The organism is Bacillus niameyensis (genome assembly GCF_001375535.1).
GTDB classification, from domain to species: Bacteria; Bacillota; Bacilli; order Bacillales; family Bacillaceae_C; genus Lederbergia; species Lederbergia niameyensis.
Genome location: NZ_LN831197.1, coordinates 3,171,628 through 3,189,365, shown reverse-complemented (window position 1 = coordinate 3,189,365; position 17,738 = coordinate 3,171,628). Strand labels below are relative to the sequence as shown.

The window sequence follows — 17,738 nt, the reverse complement described above, 5'->3', positions numbered from 1 at the left end:
GATAAATGGTTTCTAACACTTCTCTCTGCAATGGTTGCAGTGGTTTATCACTTTTCAAAGCGGTGTAAACCTGCCTAATATAGAAGTTTGTTAGATTGTATAAGTTGTTGCCGTTTGCACATAATTCTTCAAAATAGGAAAATAGACGATGGCCTTTTTTCACATCCATTTGATAGGTACGATATTCCTTTCCTTCATCTCGTTCCATTTTATCACCTCGTTTCCATACTATTATTTTACTATACAGAACATATGTTTGCAATCTATTACATGCTAATTTATAACAAAATAAGCCGATTCATCCCGCGACTGAAGTCACAGGTGTTCTCGGCTTAATCATAAATAAAAGCGGTATCTAAGAAATTCACTCCGTTTTCAATCGCCGTTTGGACGATACTTCTCCCAGCGTCATCCTTAACATGAATGCTTTTCCCTCCTACAGCATTCGTACCTAGTCCTATTGGATTAACATACAAATCTGTTCTTCCTAAGCGTACAGTTTTAGTCATTGTCTCTTCCTCCTTTTTTCTACTTAAACATTTCTCTAAAATTAATAATTTTCCTTTATTTTCTAATAATAAATGATAGTATAATATTATCGAACTATGATAAAAGTCTTAAACACTTTTACCTGTTTATTCATTTACAATAAAATTTTATTAAGGGGGCAGCAAGTACACAACATTATGACAAGGCTTTCATTAAGTGATTGGAAGTTAAAATCAGTAGAGGTATTTAAATTTCAAACTTTAAGAAAGGCGGACCGAATAAATGAAAATATCAACTTTGCTAACTAGATTAAGTATACTTACGATTATTTTCTCTATTATTAGTGGCTGTTGTTTATATTTTCTTTTTCAGGCGGTGCAAGAAAGAGAAGATGCGATTGAAAAACAACACCAATATCAAAATGCTGCAGATAATTTTAGAAGCTCAATAGATTTCCTAACCAATACTGCACGAATTTATGTTCAATATGGTGAGGAACGCTATTATGATGAATATTATCAAGAGTCAAAGATAACGAAAACAAAGGAAAAGTCATTGGATCAATTGATAAAACTGGAAGCCCCCCAGGAACTATTCTCCATCTTTAGTGCTGCTTTTGATGAATCCATTAAAATGAATGAAATTGAAAAGGAAGCACTAAATTCGGTTAAAAATAAAACTAGTCTAGAATTCGCTCGTGCCGCTTTACATAAAGGCAATTATATTGAAATTAGGGCTAATATTGAATCTCTAATAGATGAATTCAATACAAAATTAAATGCATATGCACAGTCACAGGCGGATAAATCATTAAAAACTACTACAATTAGCTTACTTATTACAATTGCTCTTATAGTCATTATGATCTTAAATATTTTAGTCTCTTTCTACTTTTTAAGGCGTAAAATCAGGCCACTCCAGTCTTTAACGAATATTGCGGCTCGAGTAGCAGAGGGTGACTTAACGACTAAACCATTGGATTTAATCACACCTAAAAAGGTGAAGAAAAAGGACAAAATCAAGAAGAAAATCAAGGAAAAAGCACGGGATGAGGTCACACAATTATCCGAATCTATCAATACAATGGTACAAAACTTGCAATCTCTAGTTATGCAAGTTCAATTAACAGCGGAACAGGTCGCTGCATCATCTGAGGAGTTATCAGCAAGCGCGGAGCAAAGTAGTAAGGCGAGTGAGGAAGTCACTACTACAGTGCAACATTTATCTCTTGGATCAGACCAACAGGTCAAAAGTATTGATGAAACATCAGAAATTATTAATCAATTAGCGACTACAACTCAACAAATAGCGACGAGCTCTGAAGCTGTTCTAATGACAGCCCATGAAGCTGCGGAAAAAGCAAACCAAGGAAACGAAAGTGTAAGGGTTTCCGTAGAACAAATGGAATCTATTCATCAGTCTGTTAATGATCTCTCTACTGTCATTGCGACTCTAGGTACACATTCAAAAGAAATCGGGCAAATTGTCCGAGTGATTACAGATATCGCTGATCAAACAAATCTATTAGCCTTAAATGCTGCGATTGAAGCGGCAAGAGCTGGTGACCATGGGAAGGGATTTGCCGTCGTTGCAGATGAAGTGCGGAAATTAGCGGAACAATCGGCCCACTCAGCAATGCAAATTTCAAATTTAATCTCAAACATTCAAACAGAGTCTGGAAAAGCCGCCCAATCCATGAAATCTACGACGAAAGAAGTTATAGAAGGGTTGGAATACGTTCATTCCGCTGGGCAGTCGTTTCAACAAATTGAGCAATCCGTTAGTAATGTAGCTTCACAGGTTGAAGAAGTATCTGCAGCTGTTGAACAAATGGCAGCAGGGGCGGAACAGGTAGTCCATTCTGTGGAAATGGTCAAAGCCGTTGCCAATGAAGCTGCTGCTGGTGCACAAACTGTTTCAGCTTCATCAGAAGAGCAGCTTGCCTCTATGGAGGAAATTGCTTCATCTGCAAACTCTTTATCTATCCTGTCTGAAGAGTTACAAAATCAAATTGGGAAATTTAAGTTTTCGTCCTGACTTTAAAAGCGTCCAAGTGATTAAACCACTCTAGGGCGCTTTTGTATTTTACTTTGATAAGGATAATATATTGACCCCATCATTTTGCTTAGCTAGGGAAGAAAAAGTTCTTTAAGGAAATGGGATTTGACTGGCGGTGTCATGGCCCTTGGGCTATACTTTTTCAACGAAATGGGGCATGACTGGCGGTGTCATGGCTCTTGGGCTGTACTTTTTCAACGAAATGGGATTTGACTGACGGTGTCATGGCCCTTTGGCCGCATTTTCCCACGGATATGGGCCATGACTGGCATCGTCCCTTTGGCTACATTTCTTTCGTGACTAACTGCCATGAAAGAAGCAAGGCCCAAAATTAGACCTTGCTCCTAACAATCCTCCTATATTACTTATACAACCACGTCTGGATAGCTGCTCCAATTAAACCAGAATCATTATGCAATTCTGATTGTCTAATTTCAACATCATCCACAAGAGAACGCATTCCCATTGTCTTCATTTCGTCCTTTAATAAATCAATAATCCACTGGCCGTTACTCATAACCCCGCCACCCAACACAACTACTTGGGGGTTAAAAAGATGAATGAGGTTGACAATTCCATTCGCCAACCCACGAATCATTGTTTGAATGACTTGTCCTGCCATTTCGTCTTCCTCATGATACAAGCGAATAACATCATAACTTGTAATATTTGAATCTAGCCCACTCTCTTCCAACAACTCTTGCATTCTTTTTGCAATCCATGTCCCTGATGCGTATGTTTCTAAACAACCACGCAATCCGCAATTACATTCTTTTCCATTCATATCAATAGTCATGTGACCTAGCTCAGCACCGCCGCCCCATGTACCACGGATTAACTCTCCCTTTGTTAGAACTCCACCGCCAACACCCGTTCCAAGCGCTAAGCAAATCACTTCTTCACAGCCCTTAGCTGCGCCAAATTGATATTCAGCTAATGTCAAGACATTCACGTCATTATCTATATATATAGGCAAATCGGTATATGCTTGGATCTCGTCTCGTAAAGGAACTCCATTCCAATTTTTAATATTGGGTGTTCCCGACACAATCTTTCCTTCGAAAAAGCCCACTTGACCAGCAGTGCCTATTCCAATTCCTTCAAGAGCTAATTGCTGATCGGCCGCCCATTCTAATAGGTTTTGGATAATCTCTTTTAATAGACTTAAAATCTCGTCTTTTCCCATTGACGGTGTCGGTACTGTACTCTTATGTACAACTTCCCCTTCTTTACTAATGATTCCTGCAGCAATTTTTGTCCCGCCAATATCAATACCAATGCTATATTCCATTTCAGTCACCCCCACCTACATCATACTAACTCTTGTTGTACAAGCTTTAACTCAAAGCCAACTTCAAACATTCTCTTCCATGGTAAATGAACTGCATCTAGTTGAAGCTTATGCTCTTTAATAACTGCTAAGTTAGTTTGAATAAATTCATTCAATCGATCTTCTACCGCTTGTGTCACTTCATTTAGATGATCACCTAAACACCTTGGTGTTATGCCCAATGAAGGCAGAACTGTATCCGAAATATGTTTACGAACAAGCGTCTGATAACCCCAGTCTTCAACAAGTCGAGAGTAATAAAAACCTCTACTCTTTTCTTCGTGATCAGCCGTTTTCTCAATGTTGCTTTGGTTATAATAGGAAGCAATTATTGCATGAGCAATGACTGTCCCCACTGTATTACCATTTGTATTCCAACCCGCATACGCCAGCAGCTCCTCTAGCAATCCCTTTTTCCCTAGTAATTGCATGAGGGAATGATCCGCTCCATTACTAACTGCTACATCAGCAAGTGCTACATTCTTTCTTTTTCTCAAATAATGTGACATCGCTTGGACAAACTCTCGAATATTCACTTCTGAGAAATAGGTACGGTGTCTCCCTTCAAGCGTAAAACTGGATTCTGCCATTTCTTTTTGCCCTCGAGCAGGTGCATGAACCATCAAAATAAGATTATTATCTCTTTCATCGTAAACAATTACCCCACCCGCAGATGAAATGTGAGATTTAATACTTTCTGATAGAATGCGGTCTTCATATCTTGGAATAATGAAAGGACCATTCGTTGAAGAATAACGAATAAATATTTCAGGGGTGTATTGATAGATTTCGCAAAAGACTCGAGAAAATAGTGTACAGGCAATTTCATCTGCACCAGGATAAATATTAATTTTATCTATTAAGTTGAGCCGGTCGACAGTATACATGAGTTGCCTTTGTTCTTTCGCCGTAAAGCCAAACGGAGAATTATCATCTAATGGAATAATCAAATAATCGATAATATTATTATCAACAAGTTGTAACACTTCTTGCGTAATGGAAAAGTTCTTCCTTCTGCGTCCTAGGTAATCTTCTTGGATCGTAACAGGGATCTCCTTTTCCAGTCTTGCTAATTCTATTTGATCTTCACTGTTCAATAAATTCTGGTCCCTTTTATCATATAGCCAGCCTAGGCGGAAAATTCGTTCTCCAAACTCCTCATAATAATCAGGTTCTTCTTCACTGCTATTATAAGCAGGAACCCTCATTATTAAGTCGTATGCAAATATTCGCAAATCTGGATTTTGCTTTTTAATCTTTCGCAAAATACCGAGTCTTGTTAGACATTCATCAGCACTTAGTTGATGTAGTCTAGAAGGCACAATTCCCCCATAAACAAGCATATCAATAGACACAATTAAATGACTTGCTGTCTGCGCTTCCTTACTAATCCAATCTAATAAGTAAGGGACATTAGCGGGTACTTTCATATTTCCTAACATTTCACGATCAGGAATAACCATCTCAATATCCGTCATACTTGCTAAACTTTTAGGATATTGATAGTTACATGGGCGTTCATCGAGTGGTACATAAACAACATTTTTCATGATAGACCTCCTTAATGTCTTAATACAATTTATCCGAGACAGATTTTGCCGTCTTTTGTAAAGCAATCATGGATTGTTCTTTTTTCTGTAATTCTATGTATCTTGTTAAAATATCTAACACATGCATTTGTGAAATAAGAGACGAAAAGGCGCCTCCATGTAGTGGACTTTCCTTTGCGGAGGTTAATAGTACAACATCTGCAAACTTTGTAATCGGGGATTTCATATAATTAGTAACACAGATTACTCGTGCATGAGTTTTATCTGCAATTTCAATTGCATCGACAAGGTCTTTTGTACTGCCGGAAGTAGAAATTCCTATAACTACATCTTCCTCTTTCGTTAGAGAACAATTCATGGCAATAATATGAGAATCCGTTGCGTATTTTGTATTAAAACCTAATCTCATTAGACGATAATTTGCCTGTTGAGCCATAATTCCAGAAGTTCCTACTCCGAAAATATAAACCGTTTTTGCTTGAATAATATGTTGGGCTGCTTTTTCAATATTTTCCGTTTGAACAAGCCTTAAAGTATTTTGCAAAATATTCCTATTCTCAGCTGTAATTTTTTGAGCTAAAACCTCTACACTATCCGTTTCTAGTATTTCTCCAAACTCTTGTTGTTTCGTATCTACCTTGTTTTGAGCAACAGCGAGTTTAAAGTCCTGATACCCGCGATAACCAAGCTTTCTGCAAAATCGAATAACGGTTGTCTCGCCAACCCCCGCATGTTCAGCGAGATCGGAAACCGACCAATAAACGGAATCCTTCAAGTTAACCTTTACAACATCAGCTACTTTTTGTTCCGACTTCGTTAACGAATGATAAATACTAGTGATCATTATATCTGGACTAATCGAATTCACCCTATTCATATTTATTCCTACTCCTTAATTTCATGTGCCATTTTAGTTTACGTAACGAACCAAGATTGGAAAAAATACTTCTCCATTTTCTCGAACTACTCAATACTCAAAGGATATTGATCATCCTTTGAGTATTGAGAATTTCACAGTCTACTTTTGTGACATCGCATCTTGGATCTTCGCATTCGATTCTTCTTCTAACTCTCGCATGAGCGTGTTGACATCAATATCTGTTTCAGCCAATTTCTTTAAGGCACTGTTGATATCGACAAGTATATCCCACCGGCTTTGTGTTTCATCGTATAAAGCTGGATCACCTGTAAACCAAGCTTCTCGATTTTTATCTGTATAATATTCATTATCCGCCGCAAACTTTGTTAAAATTTCTGGGTCTTCGAGTACACTTGCAGATGAACCATTTTGGACCATTTTCAACTGATTCTCAGGAGATATATATTCCATCAGCACTTGAAATGCTTCATCTTTATGTTCACTATAATTGGTGATGATCATCGGCGAACTTCCTAAATATGGAGTTGTATTAGGATCGTCCGACCAAGCTGGAACAGGCAACATATCCATATCTTCTGTAGTTTCTAGTTCACCGATTGTAGGACTTAGGTACACATTTGAAGCGACTGCCATCGCTGCTCTTCTTTCACAAAACAGGCAGGAACCCTCTGTTTCAGCATTATAAATTCCAGGAATACTATAAAAGGTATCCATCATATCAAAATATTTCTTAAACTCTGGTCGCTCATTAAATAATAGTTTCCCTGTCTCTGGATCCGTTATATTCATCGCGAATTCTCTTAGTGGCATTAAAGCACCTGCACCTGCATTTCCCCAAGAAAATTCAAAACCAACATATTCTTGGCCATTTCTTTCTCCTGTCATTTGCTTAGCCAAATCAAATACTTCATCCCAAGTTAAAATTTTATTAGGATCGGGATACTCCACGCCAAATAGGTCAAATATTTCTTTGTTGTAATATAAGGCTACATGTGATGAACCGTCTGGTAATCCTATCATTTTGCCTTCCTCATCAAGTGAGCGAATATAGGCAACAAGTGATGGACGTAGGGTGTTTAAATCTAAACCATGCTTTTCCGCCAATTCGTCTATCGGCTCTATAACATCAAGTTCCCTAACTGGAGTCATATCATTGTATTGAATGATAATATCTGGTTGAATGTTATTTGCATAAATTTCCTGAAGCGATTCTAAGGTGTTGGCATAAGGGACATATTCGATATTAATGTTTTCCAACTTCTCATCAATATGGTCAAATCTGCCATGGAATGATTCTTCACCAAAAGCATAAGCTATTTTAATTGTTACAGGATCTTTATTTTCCTCATTTGCTACTTCGGTATCTGAACCTTCAGTTTCATTGTCAGGAGGTTCATTATTTGGCTCACTGTTAGACTTATCCGAACACGCGGCGAGAAAAACCGCCATGAAAATCAGTGTAAATAACATCAACCATTTTCTTCTCGACGAATTCTTTATCATTCATTTCTCCTCCCTAATCATCACATGTTTTACATTATTTACTCCTTAAAAACCTTTAGATTTCCTACTACATCAGGATCACCCCCCTGCTGTATTTAGGAATTGAGTTTAAATAACAACCTTAACCCATGAATCTCGCTGCGCTATGGCCTTTTTGCCTGCATCAATAAGCGCCATGATCTCTAATGTTTCTTCCATAGGTACGGGAGGGATGCCTGTTTCAAAGAATACTAGAATAGAGTCCATGAGTTTCGGAACCATTTCGGTACATTCGGGAATCCATACACTTTCCCCGCTATTTAGCTGGATATGAACTTGAAAAGGCGCCTGTTGTAATTGTGAAAACGTAGCTTGTCGCCCATCTCCATATTCGATTACTAATAACCTGCTATCATTTACTGATAGACTTTTCATTCTCTTTGCACCTGTACCCATTAAGGCAACAATCATTTCAAATTGGTGAACAGAGTAATGTTCAAAAGTACCCGGCCCTGTAGTTGAAATAGATGTAATCATTTTGTTCCGATAATCTTCAAGCTCTTTGGAAAAACGTAATGCCGAGCTAGAGAATAAAGGTGTTTTATATTTTTCTGCCAGTTCAAACATTCGTTTCCCCGAATTAAGATCTGGGGAAAAAGTTTTATCCATATAGACTGGTTTTCCAGACATCAGGGCCATTTTTCCTAACCGTTCATGATGTTCGGGATGATCTGGAGAAAGCACTATGAGATAGTCCGCTTGCTCTACAACCTCTTCAATTGATGCTAGTGCTTGCACCTGATTCCCGGCACACCATTCAGCCGTATTAAGTCCATTCGGGTTATCTATCTCTGCCCAAGCGTAAGAAATATCTACTTTCCGCCCTGTCGCTTTAGCATTTTCCCTAATCCAAGTTGGGTAGTTGTTGGCATGCCATTCATCTAAATAAAAATCGATAAAGCCAATTTTTTTCATCAAAAATCTCCCCACTCTCTTTTGAATCTTAAACTGGGTGAACAGACGGCCATTTTAGTTCGATTCCTTCTTGAACTAGCAAATTCTGAAAGTCCTTTAATAGTTGCTCCTCATTGCGGACTTGACGCGGTTGAACACGATTTTGTAGACAATAAGCTGCCAAATATCCGCTCGCCTCACCAATATTCCACTCTACTGGATGTAATCGGTAACAACCATTTGTAATATGAGTAACACCTAAGTTCTTACTGGCAGGAAGTAAATTATTCACCCTAATCGGGATCAGGCTTCCTAAAGGAATTTGAAATGGGAGACTGGAAATATCAATAAACGTGCGTAATCCAGTACTAGGGTGTAAATCAATCCGATAACTGCCGATTCCGACTGAATCTTTAAAGACCTCCGCACCAGCTCCCCCTCTAGCTTCTGTCCCAATGTGGTTTTCCGTAACAGTAAATTCCGCTTTAATCCTTCTTGACTCTCTTATATAAGGAAACATCGCCAAACCATCTTCAGTTCCGACTACGTCTGGGCGTAATCTTAAGCCTGGATAGCCTTGTTTTCCATCTGGTCTTGGGGCTTCAGTCTGCAACCAATAAAGAAGAGACAAACTAAGTTGTTTCGCATAGTCAAGATGCTTTTGCTTTTCTTCCTCACTAACATCAATGATCGACCCTAACCAATAATCATTCTGTGGCCAGTTAATGAGTGAAATATCTCCTTCATATAAACCTTCTTCAAAGTTAGAGCGATCTATTAATCTCCGATACTTCCATAATGAGAACTTTTCTCCATCCTCGAATAATCCGTATGTAACTGGATTTAACGTAATGGGACTAACTCCTGTCCAATTCAGTTGTTTATTTGGCCAAAAAGGTGCTTGATAATTCCTCCAGAAGCTATAATCTTTTGGCTTTTCTATTGTAAAATCTTCACCTTCTACATAATCAATCGCAAAGCAATGAGTAATCGCTTGCATATCCATCGGATCAGCTTCTCCTGCCAATGCATGCGGCTCACCCGTATCTTTCTGAGACTCAGCACCTGTAACATATTCAACACCTGCAAGAGGCAATACGTCCCCCATATCCGTTGCATCAAGGAAATAAGGAGCGGTTAATATATAACGCTGATTCGTTGGCAGATTTTCCACTTCGATCGCTTCGACATCATCACCATTAACTTCAGCAGATCGTACTTTTGTTTCCGTCATAATGATCAATTTCCCGCTATGAATATAAGGAGCTAACATATCCCTAATGACGGCTAATGCTACCCGTGGCTCATGAGAGACTCGACTTACATTAGCATTCCCAGGATTAAAGATAGACGCCTTTCTAGCCTGTTCTGTTAAAGGAAAGTTACTGCGATAATAGTTTCTTACTCCATTTCTGAAATGTCGATAACTACGTGTACAGCCAAATTGCTCAATCCACTGATGTTCATCAGGAGGAACAGCTTGATTCGTCAACTGACCACCAATCCACTTTGTTTCTTCAGTCATTATAACCTTACATCCAGCTTTTGCAGCAGCAAGTGCAGCTGCACATCCCCCTGTACTGCCGCCAATAATAACGATATCAGAGGACTTTTCGATTATAGACATTCATAAAACCCCTTTCATTATTAATCTATTTTAATAAAACTATAAATACTGATTCACAAATGCTATTGTATGATCAATATGACTCACAATATTCGTGTCGTGACCTGAGAATGGAAGAACCTCTATAGATTTAGGGGCATCGATGTGATTATATACACCAAATATCGGTTTAGGCGGGCAAATAAGATCCTTTAGCCCAGCAGACATTCTAATCCGACATCGTATATTTCCTGCGTGATTTAAGTTATCGAAGTAAGTTAAATTATCATACACTTGCTCGATATACTCGGGGTGACGATGTAAAAATTTTTCAACATATGTTAATGATCCTTCAAACTTTTGCTGCATTGCTAGCCCGAGATCACACATATTAGGAACATCTGCAACTGCCAACTTTGGTCGTTGATCGAGACCGGCTACAGCTAACGTAATACCTCCGCCCATGCTTCCCCCCATAATAGCGATTCGCTCTGAATCAATCTCTGGCCTTGAGCAGGCAAAGTCTATTGCACGAACACTATCAATATAGACTTTACGATAATAGTACTCTTCTTTATCAAGAATACCTTTTGTAACCCAAGTCCCCATTTCATCCGAAGAATAATTGGAAAAGTCACCACTTCTCCCTTGCCCTCTGCAGTCAACTGCCATAACAGCATAACCTTGAATAATCCACTTCATATAATCGGAAACAGAACCTTTACTTCCCCCATAACCATGAAAGAAGACGATACAAGGCAAATGCCCTTCATGGTCCCGAGGCACTATATAATAGGCCTGTATCGGTGTTTCATCAAATCCATGATAGTTGAGCTCAAAGGCTTGTGCTTGTTTTATCGGATATTCAAGGTCCCTTAATATTTCATTAAGGGGGCGCTTCCTTGCTTCGTATAGTGAGCGCTTCCAAAAGGAATCATGGTCACCCTTTTTTGTTAATTCTGGCTTATACGCCTCTAGTTCCTTTACTAAATTGTTAATATGTCGCATCATTTCATTCACCAACCAATGCCAATCATTTTTTGCTGCAAAAAGGAATAATCCTTCTAAATCTCATTGGATTTTGGATTACATTACCATCTTATCGATTCAATTACTACTTGTAAAGTTATTTCTGAAAATTTAAAAATGCAGTTCCATTGCTCTCTATATTAATAAATATCCAATTTCCACAACACTTAAATCGCCACTTTCTACCTACTAACTTTTGAAGGATTTCTAAAAATAAACTTGAATAATAAATATAACGAAATGATTTTTCTATTTAAATAGACTGAAAAGAGGGATCTATTTGCCAAGAAACGTGGAACAAACCCAAATTAATGTTGAGAAGTTAGATAAAAATATGGGTATAAAAGAGATACAGGATAATAAAATGGTTTGGTATGACCCAAAAGAGTCTCCCTTCCAAATCAATGGGTTTGCTTGGCTTCAAGAAGAAAAAATATATCGCCGTTTGCCAAAGCAGCCTAAATATGAAATCCCTGAGCAAGTTGATATTTTAGCTAACTGCACAGCAGGAGGCCAAATCCGGTTTCAAACAAATGCGGTAAAACTGGCAATTAAAGTAAAGCTCCAAGGTAAGGCGAATATGAATCATATGCCTGCAACTGGACAGTGTGGCTTTGATTGTTATATTGGAGAGCCCGGGAAACAACAATTTTGCAGTGTGACTAAATACGATCACACGCAGGATCACTTTGAAGTTGCTCTATTCGAGCGAAATGAAAATGATTTAATCAACGTTACCCTCCACTTCCCACTTTATCAAGGAGTAGAGGAAGTATGGATCGGGATGAATCACCAAGCATCGATCCAAGCCCCGCCTGAATACGATAATGATAAAAAATTGATTTTCTATGGTACCTCCATTTTACAAGGTGGCTGTGCTTCTCGACCTGGAATGGCCTATACCAACATTCTAAGTCGCAGAATAAATCAAGAATTTATTAATCTTGGATTTTCTGGAAATGGAAAGGGTGAGGCTAATCTGGCAAGACTGATCAGTGAGATTAACGATCCTGCCTGTCTTGTGCTAGATTATGAACCTAACTGTGTAAGTACCCAATTATATAAAGAAACATTACCAAAGTTCATTGAAATTTACCGTGAAGTCCATCCAGAAGTTCCAATTCTAGTCATCTCTAAATTTCCTTATTCACAAGAAATCGTGAATCATGACCTTTATCGCGAGAGAATGGATCGATTAGAATTTCAAAAGCAGCTCATCCAAAAATCACAAGAGAGCGGTGATGAGAAGATTTATTTTTATGAAGGAACACATTTATTAGGAAGTCATTGGGATGAAAAAACAGTGGATGGGGTACACCCAACTGATTTAGGTTTTATGAGCATGGCGGATCAATTAACTTCTGTGATTGAGAAGATTCTTCAATAGATTCAGCGAGTGAACGGTTCAGTGTCAAAAGTTTTTTCAAATCTTAATTACTTAATAATTGACCTTCTCCTTAAACTTTGGTGTATTGATATAGTAAGAAAAATTGAAGGAGGTTCTTTTGTATGAAGTACTTTCCAATTAAAGGTACCAATTTAAATGTTTCGAATATAGTCATGGGGAATATGCGTATTCCACAGCTTTCAAAGACGGAACTGGAAAAACTGATTAGAACAGCAATGGAAGAAGGAATTAATTTCTTTGATCATGCGGATATATATGGCGGCGGTGAAAGTGAAGAATTATTTGCTGATGCCATTGAAATGAATCCAAGTACAAGAGAAAAAATGATTTTACAAAGCAAGTGTGGCATTGTGTCTAAAGATAATTACTTCGATTTTTCCAAAGAGCATATTCTCAAATCGGTTGATGGCATTTTAAAACGTCTAAAAACGGATTATCTTGATATTTTACTACTACACCGTCCAGATCCATTAATGGAACCAGAAGAAGTAGCAGAGGCTTTCGATGAGCTACATAACAGTGGTAAGGTTCATTATTTTGGCGTATCTAATCATAATCCAATGCAAATCGAGTTGCTGCAAAAATATGTTTCTCAAAAATTAGTTGTGAACCAATTGCAATTAAGCATTGCTCATACACCTATTATTGACTCGGGGATTGCCGTAAATATGAATATCGATCAATCTGTTAACCGTGACGGCAGTGTATTAGAGTATTGCCGATTAAATGATATAACGATCCAAGCTTGGTCTCCTTATCAAAATGGATTTTTCGAAGGGCCATTCCTTGGCGATTTAGAGAAATTCCCTAAGTTAAATGAAGTCATTGATCGGATTGCTGAAAAGTATGGAGTGACGAACACAGCGATTGCAACCGCATGGATTACTCGCCATCCTGCCAATATGCAAGTTGTGCTTGGAACAACGAATGCCCAAAGATTAAAAGATGCATGCGCAGGGTCTGAAATCCCATTGACTAGAGATGAGTGGTATCAGATTTATAAAGCAGCGGGGAATATGGTGCCATAAATCACTTTTATGGAAGCTAGTTTCTGAAAGCATTTAGAGGGTGTCCCAAAGTTGGGCATCCTCTGTTTTATTAGTTTAAAATTGAATTTGGGATTATAAAAAGTACGGCTATTGATGACCTTACGAAAGCCCGAATCTCCCCTCTCGTTCAAGTTAAATGACATTCAAGAAGACTACAGAGGAAACTAAAATAAGAAATAGTAAACTTCTAATTTTACTTTTATTCCATGAATCTAATATTGTAAAGAAACCGCCTACACTAAACAAAACAAGCCCCATCACTTTAATCATATTGACAGTGAATGTAGCGCCTAGATGAATGAGGAATACACCTATTAAAAAAAAGCCAGTTGTAAAAATAAACTGTTTTGAACTAAAATCATTCCTTACTGACTTTTTATCGTCGGTACCCATCTTCAAATAAACTCTAGTAACCATGAATACGGGTATTCCCCACGCAATAAAAAAAATTACAAGGGAATCAATAGCTACTTTCAAGGGCCTCCCTCTTTCTAATATTGGCATTTTGAGAAAACGACTCCATACTGACCCCCTTAGTGTGGGAGCAGAGAGAATTCACTCCAGATCAAATTTAGCTCCATTTTTGGAAATGTTGCCTTTTAATGTAGTAACTATCTTCTCGCGCTTAACGAAACCTTCCAAGATTCAACTTTGGAGTTTTTTTCATCTTCTGGTGCCCAGGCATCCAATTCTTGTTGGAAATAGTCCTTTGAATTTATTGAATGAACGGTTTTATAAAATAAACTTACAATCTCTTCGGTATCAGTTTCTCTAAACTTTATAATCTTCATTTTCTAACATGCCCCCGCCTTATTAACCGATTATTTATCTTGTCTTAATCTCCAAGTTAAAGATGTAACAAAGGCAGCTATTCCAGAGAGTACAAAAATATATAGCAGTAAAAAGAAAAGGAATTCTCCATAATCTTCAAGGGAATTGAAAGGATTTTGGGTTAAATAGGGCTCCGAAATAATACCAATTAAAAAAATAGGAATAAACAAAGTAAGGAACCTTTTCCAAAAGAACGATTTGTAACTTTCATTCAAACTTAATGACATTCAAAAAACCACCTTTCTATAAAGAAACCAACGTTTGTTACAATGATCGGGGACTTTCTGGGAGGGAAACCAAGAGAACGATATAAATAAGCAAATTAACTGGCAAGAAAATGAAAATAAGTCGTACAGCCAAAGATGACATACCTAAATATTCAGCAATGCCTCCGCATACTCCAGTTACTGCTCGATCTGTTGAAGACCTTGTTAATTTTCGATTCAATGCCATCACCCCTAATTTTAATAAAATCATTATCTTATTAAATCTTTACGAATGAAAAATCGAAATGTTTCATTTTAAGCGTACAATTAAGAACAGGCTTAGTAATTAAGTCGGGAAAAGTAACTCTTTCATAAAAGCCTTTATTGTCGCCATAAATCAACCACCCTGCTATTTTTATCTTTATTCGGTTAAATTCAGTTCACTTGTTTCATACATTTTTTGTTTACTTATATCGAAGAATCTATCCTTTGAATGAACACCAAGATAGTAGCCCAATGCTAGGAAGACATTTTCGTTTTCCTTAAAAAGAAGGAGGTAATTTGGCAAGGCGAGATTGGCGGTTTCAGTGCTCTCCTGTTTAGCCCTTTCAATGGCATTAATAATTTCCTTAATTTCATTTTCCGATTCAACGATTGAAATAATCTCTCCCTTTTGCTCCCGGTATTCTTCAGGGCTCGGCGAATCGCTAGCAAATTTCATAATTTCGATACTTGTAATGGTCGTATCTTTAAAAATACCGTTTGAACATCCTCCCAAGAATAGTATCAATATTAATAGAAAGGTTTTCTTTATAATGAGCACCCCCGATAATTTAGATGCATTGTTCCATGGGTGGAAACTATTTATATATTTCTTCTTCTAACCTCTCAATTCTCTCTTTCAACTCTTTATTCTCCTTTTTTACTTCATAGGTGTTATAGAATGCTCCCGCTGCAAGGGAGAAAGCAAACCAAGCCCATAACCATGCCATTTTAGCTTTCCTCTCTATTCTTCGTCTCTTATCAACTTATATTTCAACAATAACAAACGGAACTCCTTCACGGGGATTATATATTATTTGGCTAATCGGAATTTACGCAGAAAGTCAATATCCTCGAACAAATCTGGAGCGAAAAATAACACAAATTCCTCAAATAAATCAGAAAGCAGCTTCTTCCAAAGGCCATCATAATCAATGCTCGTATAGTCTTGTGGTCTTTCTAAAACTCGATTTATTGCCATTAGTGTATCACATCATTTGCCCTTATTATACTCCTATCAATAACCGACATAAGAAACAAACATTCCCATCCCTTTTCCAGTCCTGCCTGCATTAACTCATTCTTCCTAGCTTTCGACCATCGATAAAGAGGGTTTTTAAGACTCTCTATCATGCTATTTTAGCCTCACCATGTATATATCGATTTTATCCATTTTTAGACACTCCCTTTGAAAAATAAATAAATCTGACTACCACACAGATGGTTTTCTTTTATTTTCTTTTCTTTTCTTATTATTGTGGACGTATCGTCGACGTTACGTGACTATACAGATTTTCAAAGGAAGCAAGTCGAATATGATTCTCCACTTGCTTCCTGCAAACCCATTTATCCATTCGAATATTTTCTTATTTTAGTATAGTAATATATAATAAAAATAAGGATAATCTTATTTAGCCTAAAGGTGGAATTTATAATGAATCAACCTATCCATGATTTTCTGAATTCCTTTATCCACTGTGAAAAAGAATTAAATAAAGGTGCATTCTTATTCCAAGAGGGTGATGTTGCTGATCATATTTTCTTGGTTCGTACGGGAAAGGTTCGTATTGGTAAAATCACACCAGATGGCCGAGAAATTACATTCCGGATTTGTAAAGAGGGCGAATTAATCAGTGAGGTATCGCTGTTTTGTGAACCTTCTCCATACACTGTCCATGCCATTGTTATCGATAAGAGTACACTTGCATTGATTAAAAAAGAAGAGTTAGAAGAACAGCTTTTACTAAATCCAAGTCTTAGTATTGAATTTATTAAAACGATGGAGATCCAACGGCAACGAACACAATCTAAATTTCGGGATTTGATTTTACATGGGAAAAAGGGAGCGTTATATTCAACATTAATCCGCTTGTCAAATAGTTATGGAGTTGAACAAACGGACGGAATCTTAATTGACTTACCCCAAACTAATCAAGAGCTTGCCAATTTCTGCGGAATGACTCGGGAAGTTGTGAACCGCTTATTAAACGAGTTGAAAAAGACCGGGAAACTCTCGTTGGTCGAAGGGAAAATCGTTATACATGAGTTGCAGTTTTTAAAGAACGAGATCCATTGCGAAAACTGTCCAGTAGAGATTTGCAATATTTATTAAAGTCGTAGTTTATCCGCGATATTGGGGACGTTATCCGCTATTTTAGAGTGATTTATCCGCGGAACTTCCGGTTTATCCTCGGGACATACTATGAGCAGAAGTTGTTTGTGCTATTTTTGATTTATTCGTGTTACGAACGTAGTTATTCGCGTTATTCCCGACTTATTCGCGATACGACCGTAGTTATTCGCGTTACGCAAAATACCCTCCCTATTAAGGTGACTTGCTATTTGCAGGTCGCCTTTTTTGTCTATTTTATGAAAGCTAGATTTTCCGCATGACCATTGTGATTTTTCTCACAGATGGACAATACGCAGAAGCAGTACAGTAAACACATAATCAGTCATGGGAGGGTGTTTTGATTATGAGCAAAAGAAATCGGAGTTCAGAGCCCTACTTAAAAGGGACTTTGATCAGTGTTTTTATCGTTGGACTCATTATTTGTATTATGTGGTTTTCTATTTACGGATTGTATGTATCTAGATAAGAGGG

At 37.6% G+C, this 17,738-nt stretch carries 19 protein-coding genes and 2 pseudogenes; 5 read left to right on the top strand and 16 right to left on the bottom strand.

The window, feature by feature from the left end:
• Both BN1243_RS22370 and BN1243_RS22160 read right to left on the bottom strand, forming a co-directional pair.
• Window positions 1-208: pseudogene (locus tag BN1243_RS22370) on the bottom strand (RNA-guided endonuclease InsQ/TnpB family protein); the annotation flags it as partial.
• A 130-nt stretch (window positions 209-338) separates the two neighbouring features.
• Window positions 339-509, bottom strand: a pseudogene (locus BN1243_RS22160) (aldo/keto reductase); the annotation flags it as partial.
• A gap of 262 nt (window positions 510-771) precedes the next feature.
• On the opposite strand from BN1243_RS22160, the gene BN1243_RS15065 reads away from it, so the two are divergent.
• Window positions 772-2,526, top strand: coding sequence for a methyl-accepting chemotaxis protein (locus tag BN1243_RS15065; protein WP_062108128.1), 1,755 nt, complete (start codon window positions 772-774; stop codon window positions 2,524-2,526).
• Between the two features lie 382 nt (window positions 2,527-2,908).
• On the opposite strand, the gene BN1243_RS15060 is transcribed toward BN1243_RS15065, so the two are convergent.
• From BN1243_RS15060 to BN1243_RS15030, 7 genes are all read right to left on the bottom strand, one after another.
• Complete coding sequence (locus BN1243_RS15060) at window positions 2,909-3,838, bottom strand: ROK family protein (RefSeq protein ID WP_062108126.1); 930 nt, start codon at window positions 3,836-3,838, stop codon at window positions 2,909-2,911.
• A 20-nt stretch (window positions 3,839-3,858) separates the two neighbouring features.
• Window positions 3,859-5,427, bottom strand: coding sequence for a DUF4127 family protein (locus BN1243_RS15055; protein WP_062108124.1), 1,569 nt, complete (start codon window positions 5,425-5,427; stop codon window positions 3,859-3,861).
• A gap of 19 nt (window positions 5,428-5,446) precedes the next feature.
• On the bottom strand, window positions 5,447-6,304 hold the full coding sequence (locus BN1243_RS15050) for a MurR/RpiR family transcriptional regulator (RefSeq protein ID WP_062108122.1): 858 nt from the start codon (window positions 6,302-6,304) through the stop codon (window positions 5,447-5,449).
• Between the two features lie 141 nt (window positions 6,305-6,445).
• Complete coding sequence (locus BN1243_RS15045) at window positions 6,446-7,810, bottom strand: ABC transporter substrate-binding protein (RefSeq protein ID WP_062108120.1); 1,365 nt, start codon at window positions 7,808-7,810, stop codon at window positions 6,446-6,448.
• Window positions 7,811-7,918: 108 nt separating this feature from the next.
• Window positions 7,919-8,764: a Gfo/Idh/MocA family oxidoreductase gene (locus BN1243_RS15040; protein WP_062108118.1), complete on the bottom strand. Its 846-nt coding sequence runs from the start codon at window positions 8,762-8,764 to the stop codon at window positions 7,919-7,921.
• Window positions 8,765-8,792: 28 nt separating this feature from the next.
• Entirely contained in the window at window positions 8,793-10,370 is a 1,578-nt protein-coding gene (locus BN1243_RS15035) for an FAD-dependent oxidoreductase (RefSeq protein ID WP_062108116.1), read from the bottom strand.
• A 39-nt stretch (window positions 10,371-10,409) separates the two neighbouring features.
• Window positions 10,410-11,360, bottom strand: a complete 951-nt coding sequence (locus BN1243_RS15030; protein WP_084781947.1) for an acetylxylan esterase — start codon at window positions 11,358-11,360, stop codon at window positions 10,410-10,412.
• Window positions 11,361-11,658: 298 nt separating this feature from the next.
• On the opposite strand from BN1243_RS15030, the gene BN1243_RS15025 reads away from it, so the two are divergent.
• Together BN1243_RS15025 and BN1243_RS15020 are read left to right on the top strand one after the other, a co-directional pair.
• Window positions 11,659-12,765: an SGNH/GDSL hydrolase family protein gene (locus BN1243_RS15025; protein WP_230200215.1), complete on the top strand. Its 1,107-nt coding sequence runs from the start codon at window positions 11,659-11,661 to the stop codon at window positions 12,763-12,765.
• Window positions 12,766-12,887: 122 nt separating this feature from the next.
• The gene (locus BN1243_RS15020) at window positions 12,888-13,814 is read left to right on the top strand and encodes an aldo/keto reductase (RefSeq protein ID WP_062108112.1); all 927 of its coding nucleotides are present in this window, start codon (window positions 12,888-12,890) and stop codon (window positions 13,812-13,814) included.
• 153 nt (window positions 13,815-13,967) lie between these two features.
• Here BN1243_RS15020 and BN1243_RS15015 read toward each other — a convergent pair whose 3' ends face one another.
• The 7 genes from BN1243_RS15015 to BN1243_RS22155 form a co-directional block, all read right to left on the bottom strand.
• Window positions 13,968-14,312 carry a hypothetical protein gene (locus BN1243_RS15015; RefSeq protein WP_069201877.1) on the bottom strand — a complete coding sequence of 115 codons (345 nt, stop codon included), beginning with the start codon at window positions 14,310-14,312 and terminating at the stop codon, window positions 13,968-13,970.
• A gap of 134 nt (window positions 14,313-14,446) precedes the next feature.
• The gene (locus BN1243_RS15010) at window positions 14,447-14,626 is read right to left on the bottom strand and encodes a GNAT family protein (RefSeq protein ID WP_230200214.1); all 180 of its coding nucleotides are present in this window, start codon (window positions 14,624-14,626) and stop codon (window positions 14,447-14,449) included.
• Window positions 14,627-14,656: 30 nt separating this feature from the next.
• Window positions 14,657-14,893 carry a hypothetical protein gene (locus tag BN1243_RS15005; RefSeq protein ID WP_062108108.1) on the bottom strand — a complete coding sequence of 79 codons (237 nt, stop codon included), beginning with the start codon at window positions 14,891-14,893 and terminating at the stop codon, window positions 14,657-14,659.
• A gap of 37 nt (window positions 14,894-14,930) precedes the next feature.
• Window positions 14,931-15,119, bottom strand: coding sequence for a PspC domain-containing protein (locus BN1243_RS15000; RefSeq protein ID WP_407638892.1), 189 nt, complete (start codon window positions 15,117-15,119; stop codon window positions 14,931-14,933).
• Between the two features lie 174 nt (window positions 15,120-15,293).
• Complete coding sequence (locus BN1243_RS14995; protein WP_062108104.1) at window positions 15,294-15,662, bottom strand: hypothetical protein; 369 nt, start codon at window positions 15,660-15,662, stop codon at window positions 15,294-15,296.
• Window positions 15,663-15,732: 70 nt separating this feature from the next.
• On the bottom strand, window positions 15,733-15,864 hold the full coding sequence (locus tag BN1243_RS22885; protein ID WP_268258074.1) for a hypothetical protein: 132 nt from the start codon (window positions 15,862-15,864) through the stop codon (window positions 15,733-15,735).
• Window positions 15,865-15,947: 83 nt separating this feature from the next.
• Window positions 15,948-16,115 carry a hypothetical protein gene (locus BN1243_RS22155; RefSeq protein ID WP_154669867.1) on the bottom strand — a complete coding sequence of 56 codons (168 nt, stop codon included), beginning with the start codon at window positions 16,113-16,115 and terminating at the stop codon, window positions 15,948-15,950.
• Window positions 16,116-16,568: 453 nt separating this feature from the next.
• On the opposite strand from BN1243_RS22155, the gene BN1243_RS14990 reads away from it, so the two are divergent.
• Together BN1243_RS14990 and BN1243_RS21850 are read left to right on the top strand one after the other, a co-directional pair.
• Window positions 16,569-17,246, top strand: coding sequence for a Crp/Fnr family transcriptional regulator (locus BN1243_RS14990; protein ID WP_062108102.1), 678 nt, complete (start codon window positions 16,569-16,571; stop codon window positions 17,244-17,246).
• Window positions 17,247-17,610: 364 nt separating this feature from the next.
• Window positions 17,611-17,733 carry a cytochrome C oxidase subunit II gene (locus BN1243_RS21850; RefSeq protein WP_084781946.1) on the top strand — a complete coding sequence of 41 codons (123 nt, stop codon included), beginning with the start codon at window positions 17,611-17,613 and terminating at the stop codon, window positions 17,731-17,733.
• Window positions 17,734-17,738 lie beyond the last annotated feature (5 nt).

Bases quoted from the DNA above. Each gene is read 5' to 3' on its own strand.
- BN1243_RS15065 (WP_062108128.1), top strand. From the start codon at position 772: ATGAAAATATCAACTTTGCTAACTAGATTAAGTATACTTACGATTATT.
- BN1243_RS15060 (WP_062108126.1), bottom strand. From the start codon at position 3,838: ATGGAATATAGCATTGGTATTGATATTGGCGGGACAAAAATTGCTGCA.
- BN1243_RS15055 (WP_062108124.1), bottom strand. From the start codon at position 5,427: ATGAAAAATGTTGTTTATGTACCACTCGATGAACGCCCATGTAACTAT.
- BN1243_RS15050 (WP_062108122.1), bottom strand. From the start codon at position 6,304: ATGAATAGGGTGAATTCGATTAGTCCAGATATAATGATCACTAGTATT.
- BN1243_RS15045 (WP_062108120.1), bottom strand. From the start codon at position 7,810: ATGATAAAGAATTCGTCGAGAAGAAAATGGTTGATGTTATTTACACTG.
- BN1243_RS15040 (WP_062108118.1), bottom strand. From the start codon at position 8,764: ATGAAAAAAATTGGCTTTATCGATTTTTATTTAGATGAATGGCATGCC.
- BN1243_RS15035 (WP_062108116.1), bottom strand. From the start codon at position 10,370: ATGTCTATAATCGAAAAGTCCTCTGATATCGTTATTATTGGCGGCAGT.
- BN1243_RS15030 (WP_084781947.1), bottom strand. From the start codon at position 11,360: ATGATGCGACATATTAACAATTTAGTAAAGGAACTAGAGGCGTATAAG.
- BN1243_RS15020 (WP_062108112.1), top strand. From the start codon at position 12,888: ATGAAGTACTTTCCAATTAAAGGTACCAATTTAAATGTTTCGAATATA.
- BN1243_RS15010 (WP_230200214.1), bottom strand. From the start codon at position 14,626: ATGAAGATTATAAAGTTTAGAGAAACTGATACCGAAGAGATTGTAAGT.
- BN1243_RS15005 (WP_062108108.1), bottom strand. From the start codon at position 14,893: ATGTCATTAAGTTTGAATGAAAGTTACAAATCGTTCTTTTGGAAAAGG.
- BN1243_RS15000 (WP_407638892.1), bottom strand. From the start codon at position 15,119: ATGGCATTGAATCGAAAATTAACAAGGTCTTCAACAGATCGAGCAGTA.
- BN1243_RS22885 (WP_268258074.1), bottom strand. From the start codon at position 15,864: ATGGCATGGTTATGGGCTTGGTTTGCTTTCTCCCTTGCAGCGGGAGCA.
- BN1243_RS22155 (WP_154669867.1), bottom strand. From the start codon at position 16,115: ATGGCAATAAATCGAGTTTTAGAAAGACCACAAGACTATACGAGCATT.
- BN1243_RS14990 (WP_062108102.1), top strand. From the start codon at position 16,569: ATGAATCAACCTATCCATGATTTTCTGAATTCCTTTATCCACTGTGAA.
- BN1243_RS21850 (WP_084781946.1), top strand. From the start codon at position 17,611: ATGAGCAAAAGAAATCGGAGTTCAGAGCCCTACTTAAAAGGGACTTTG.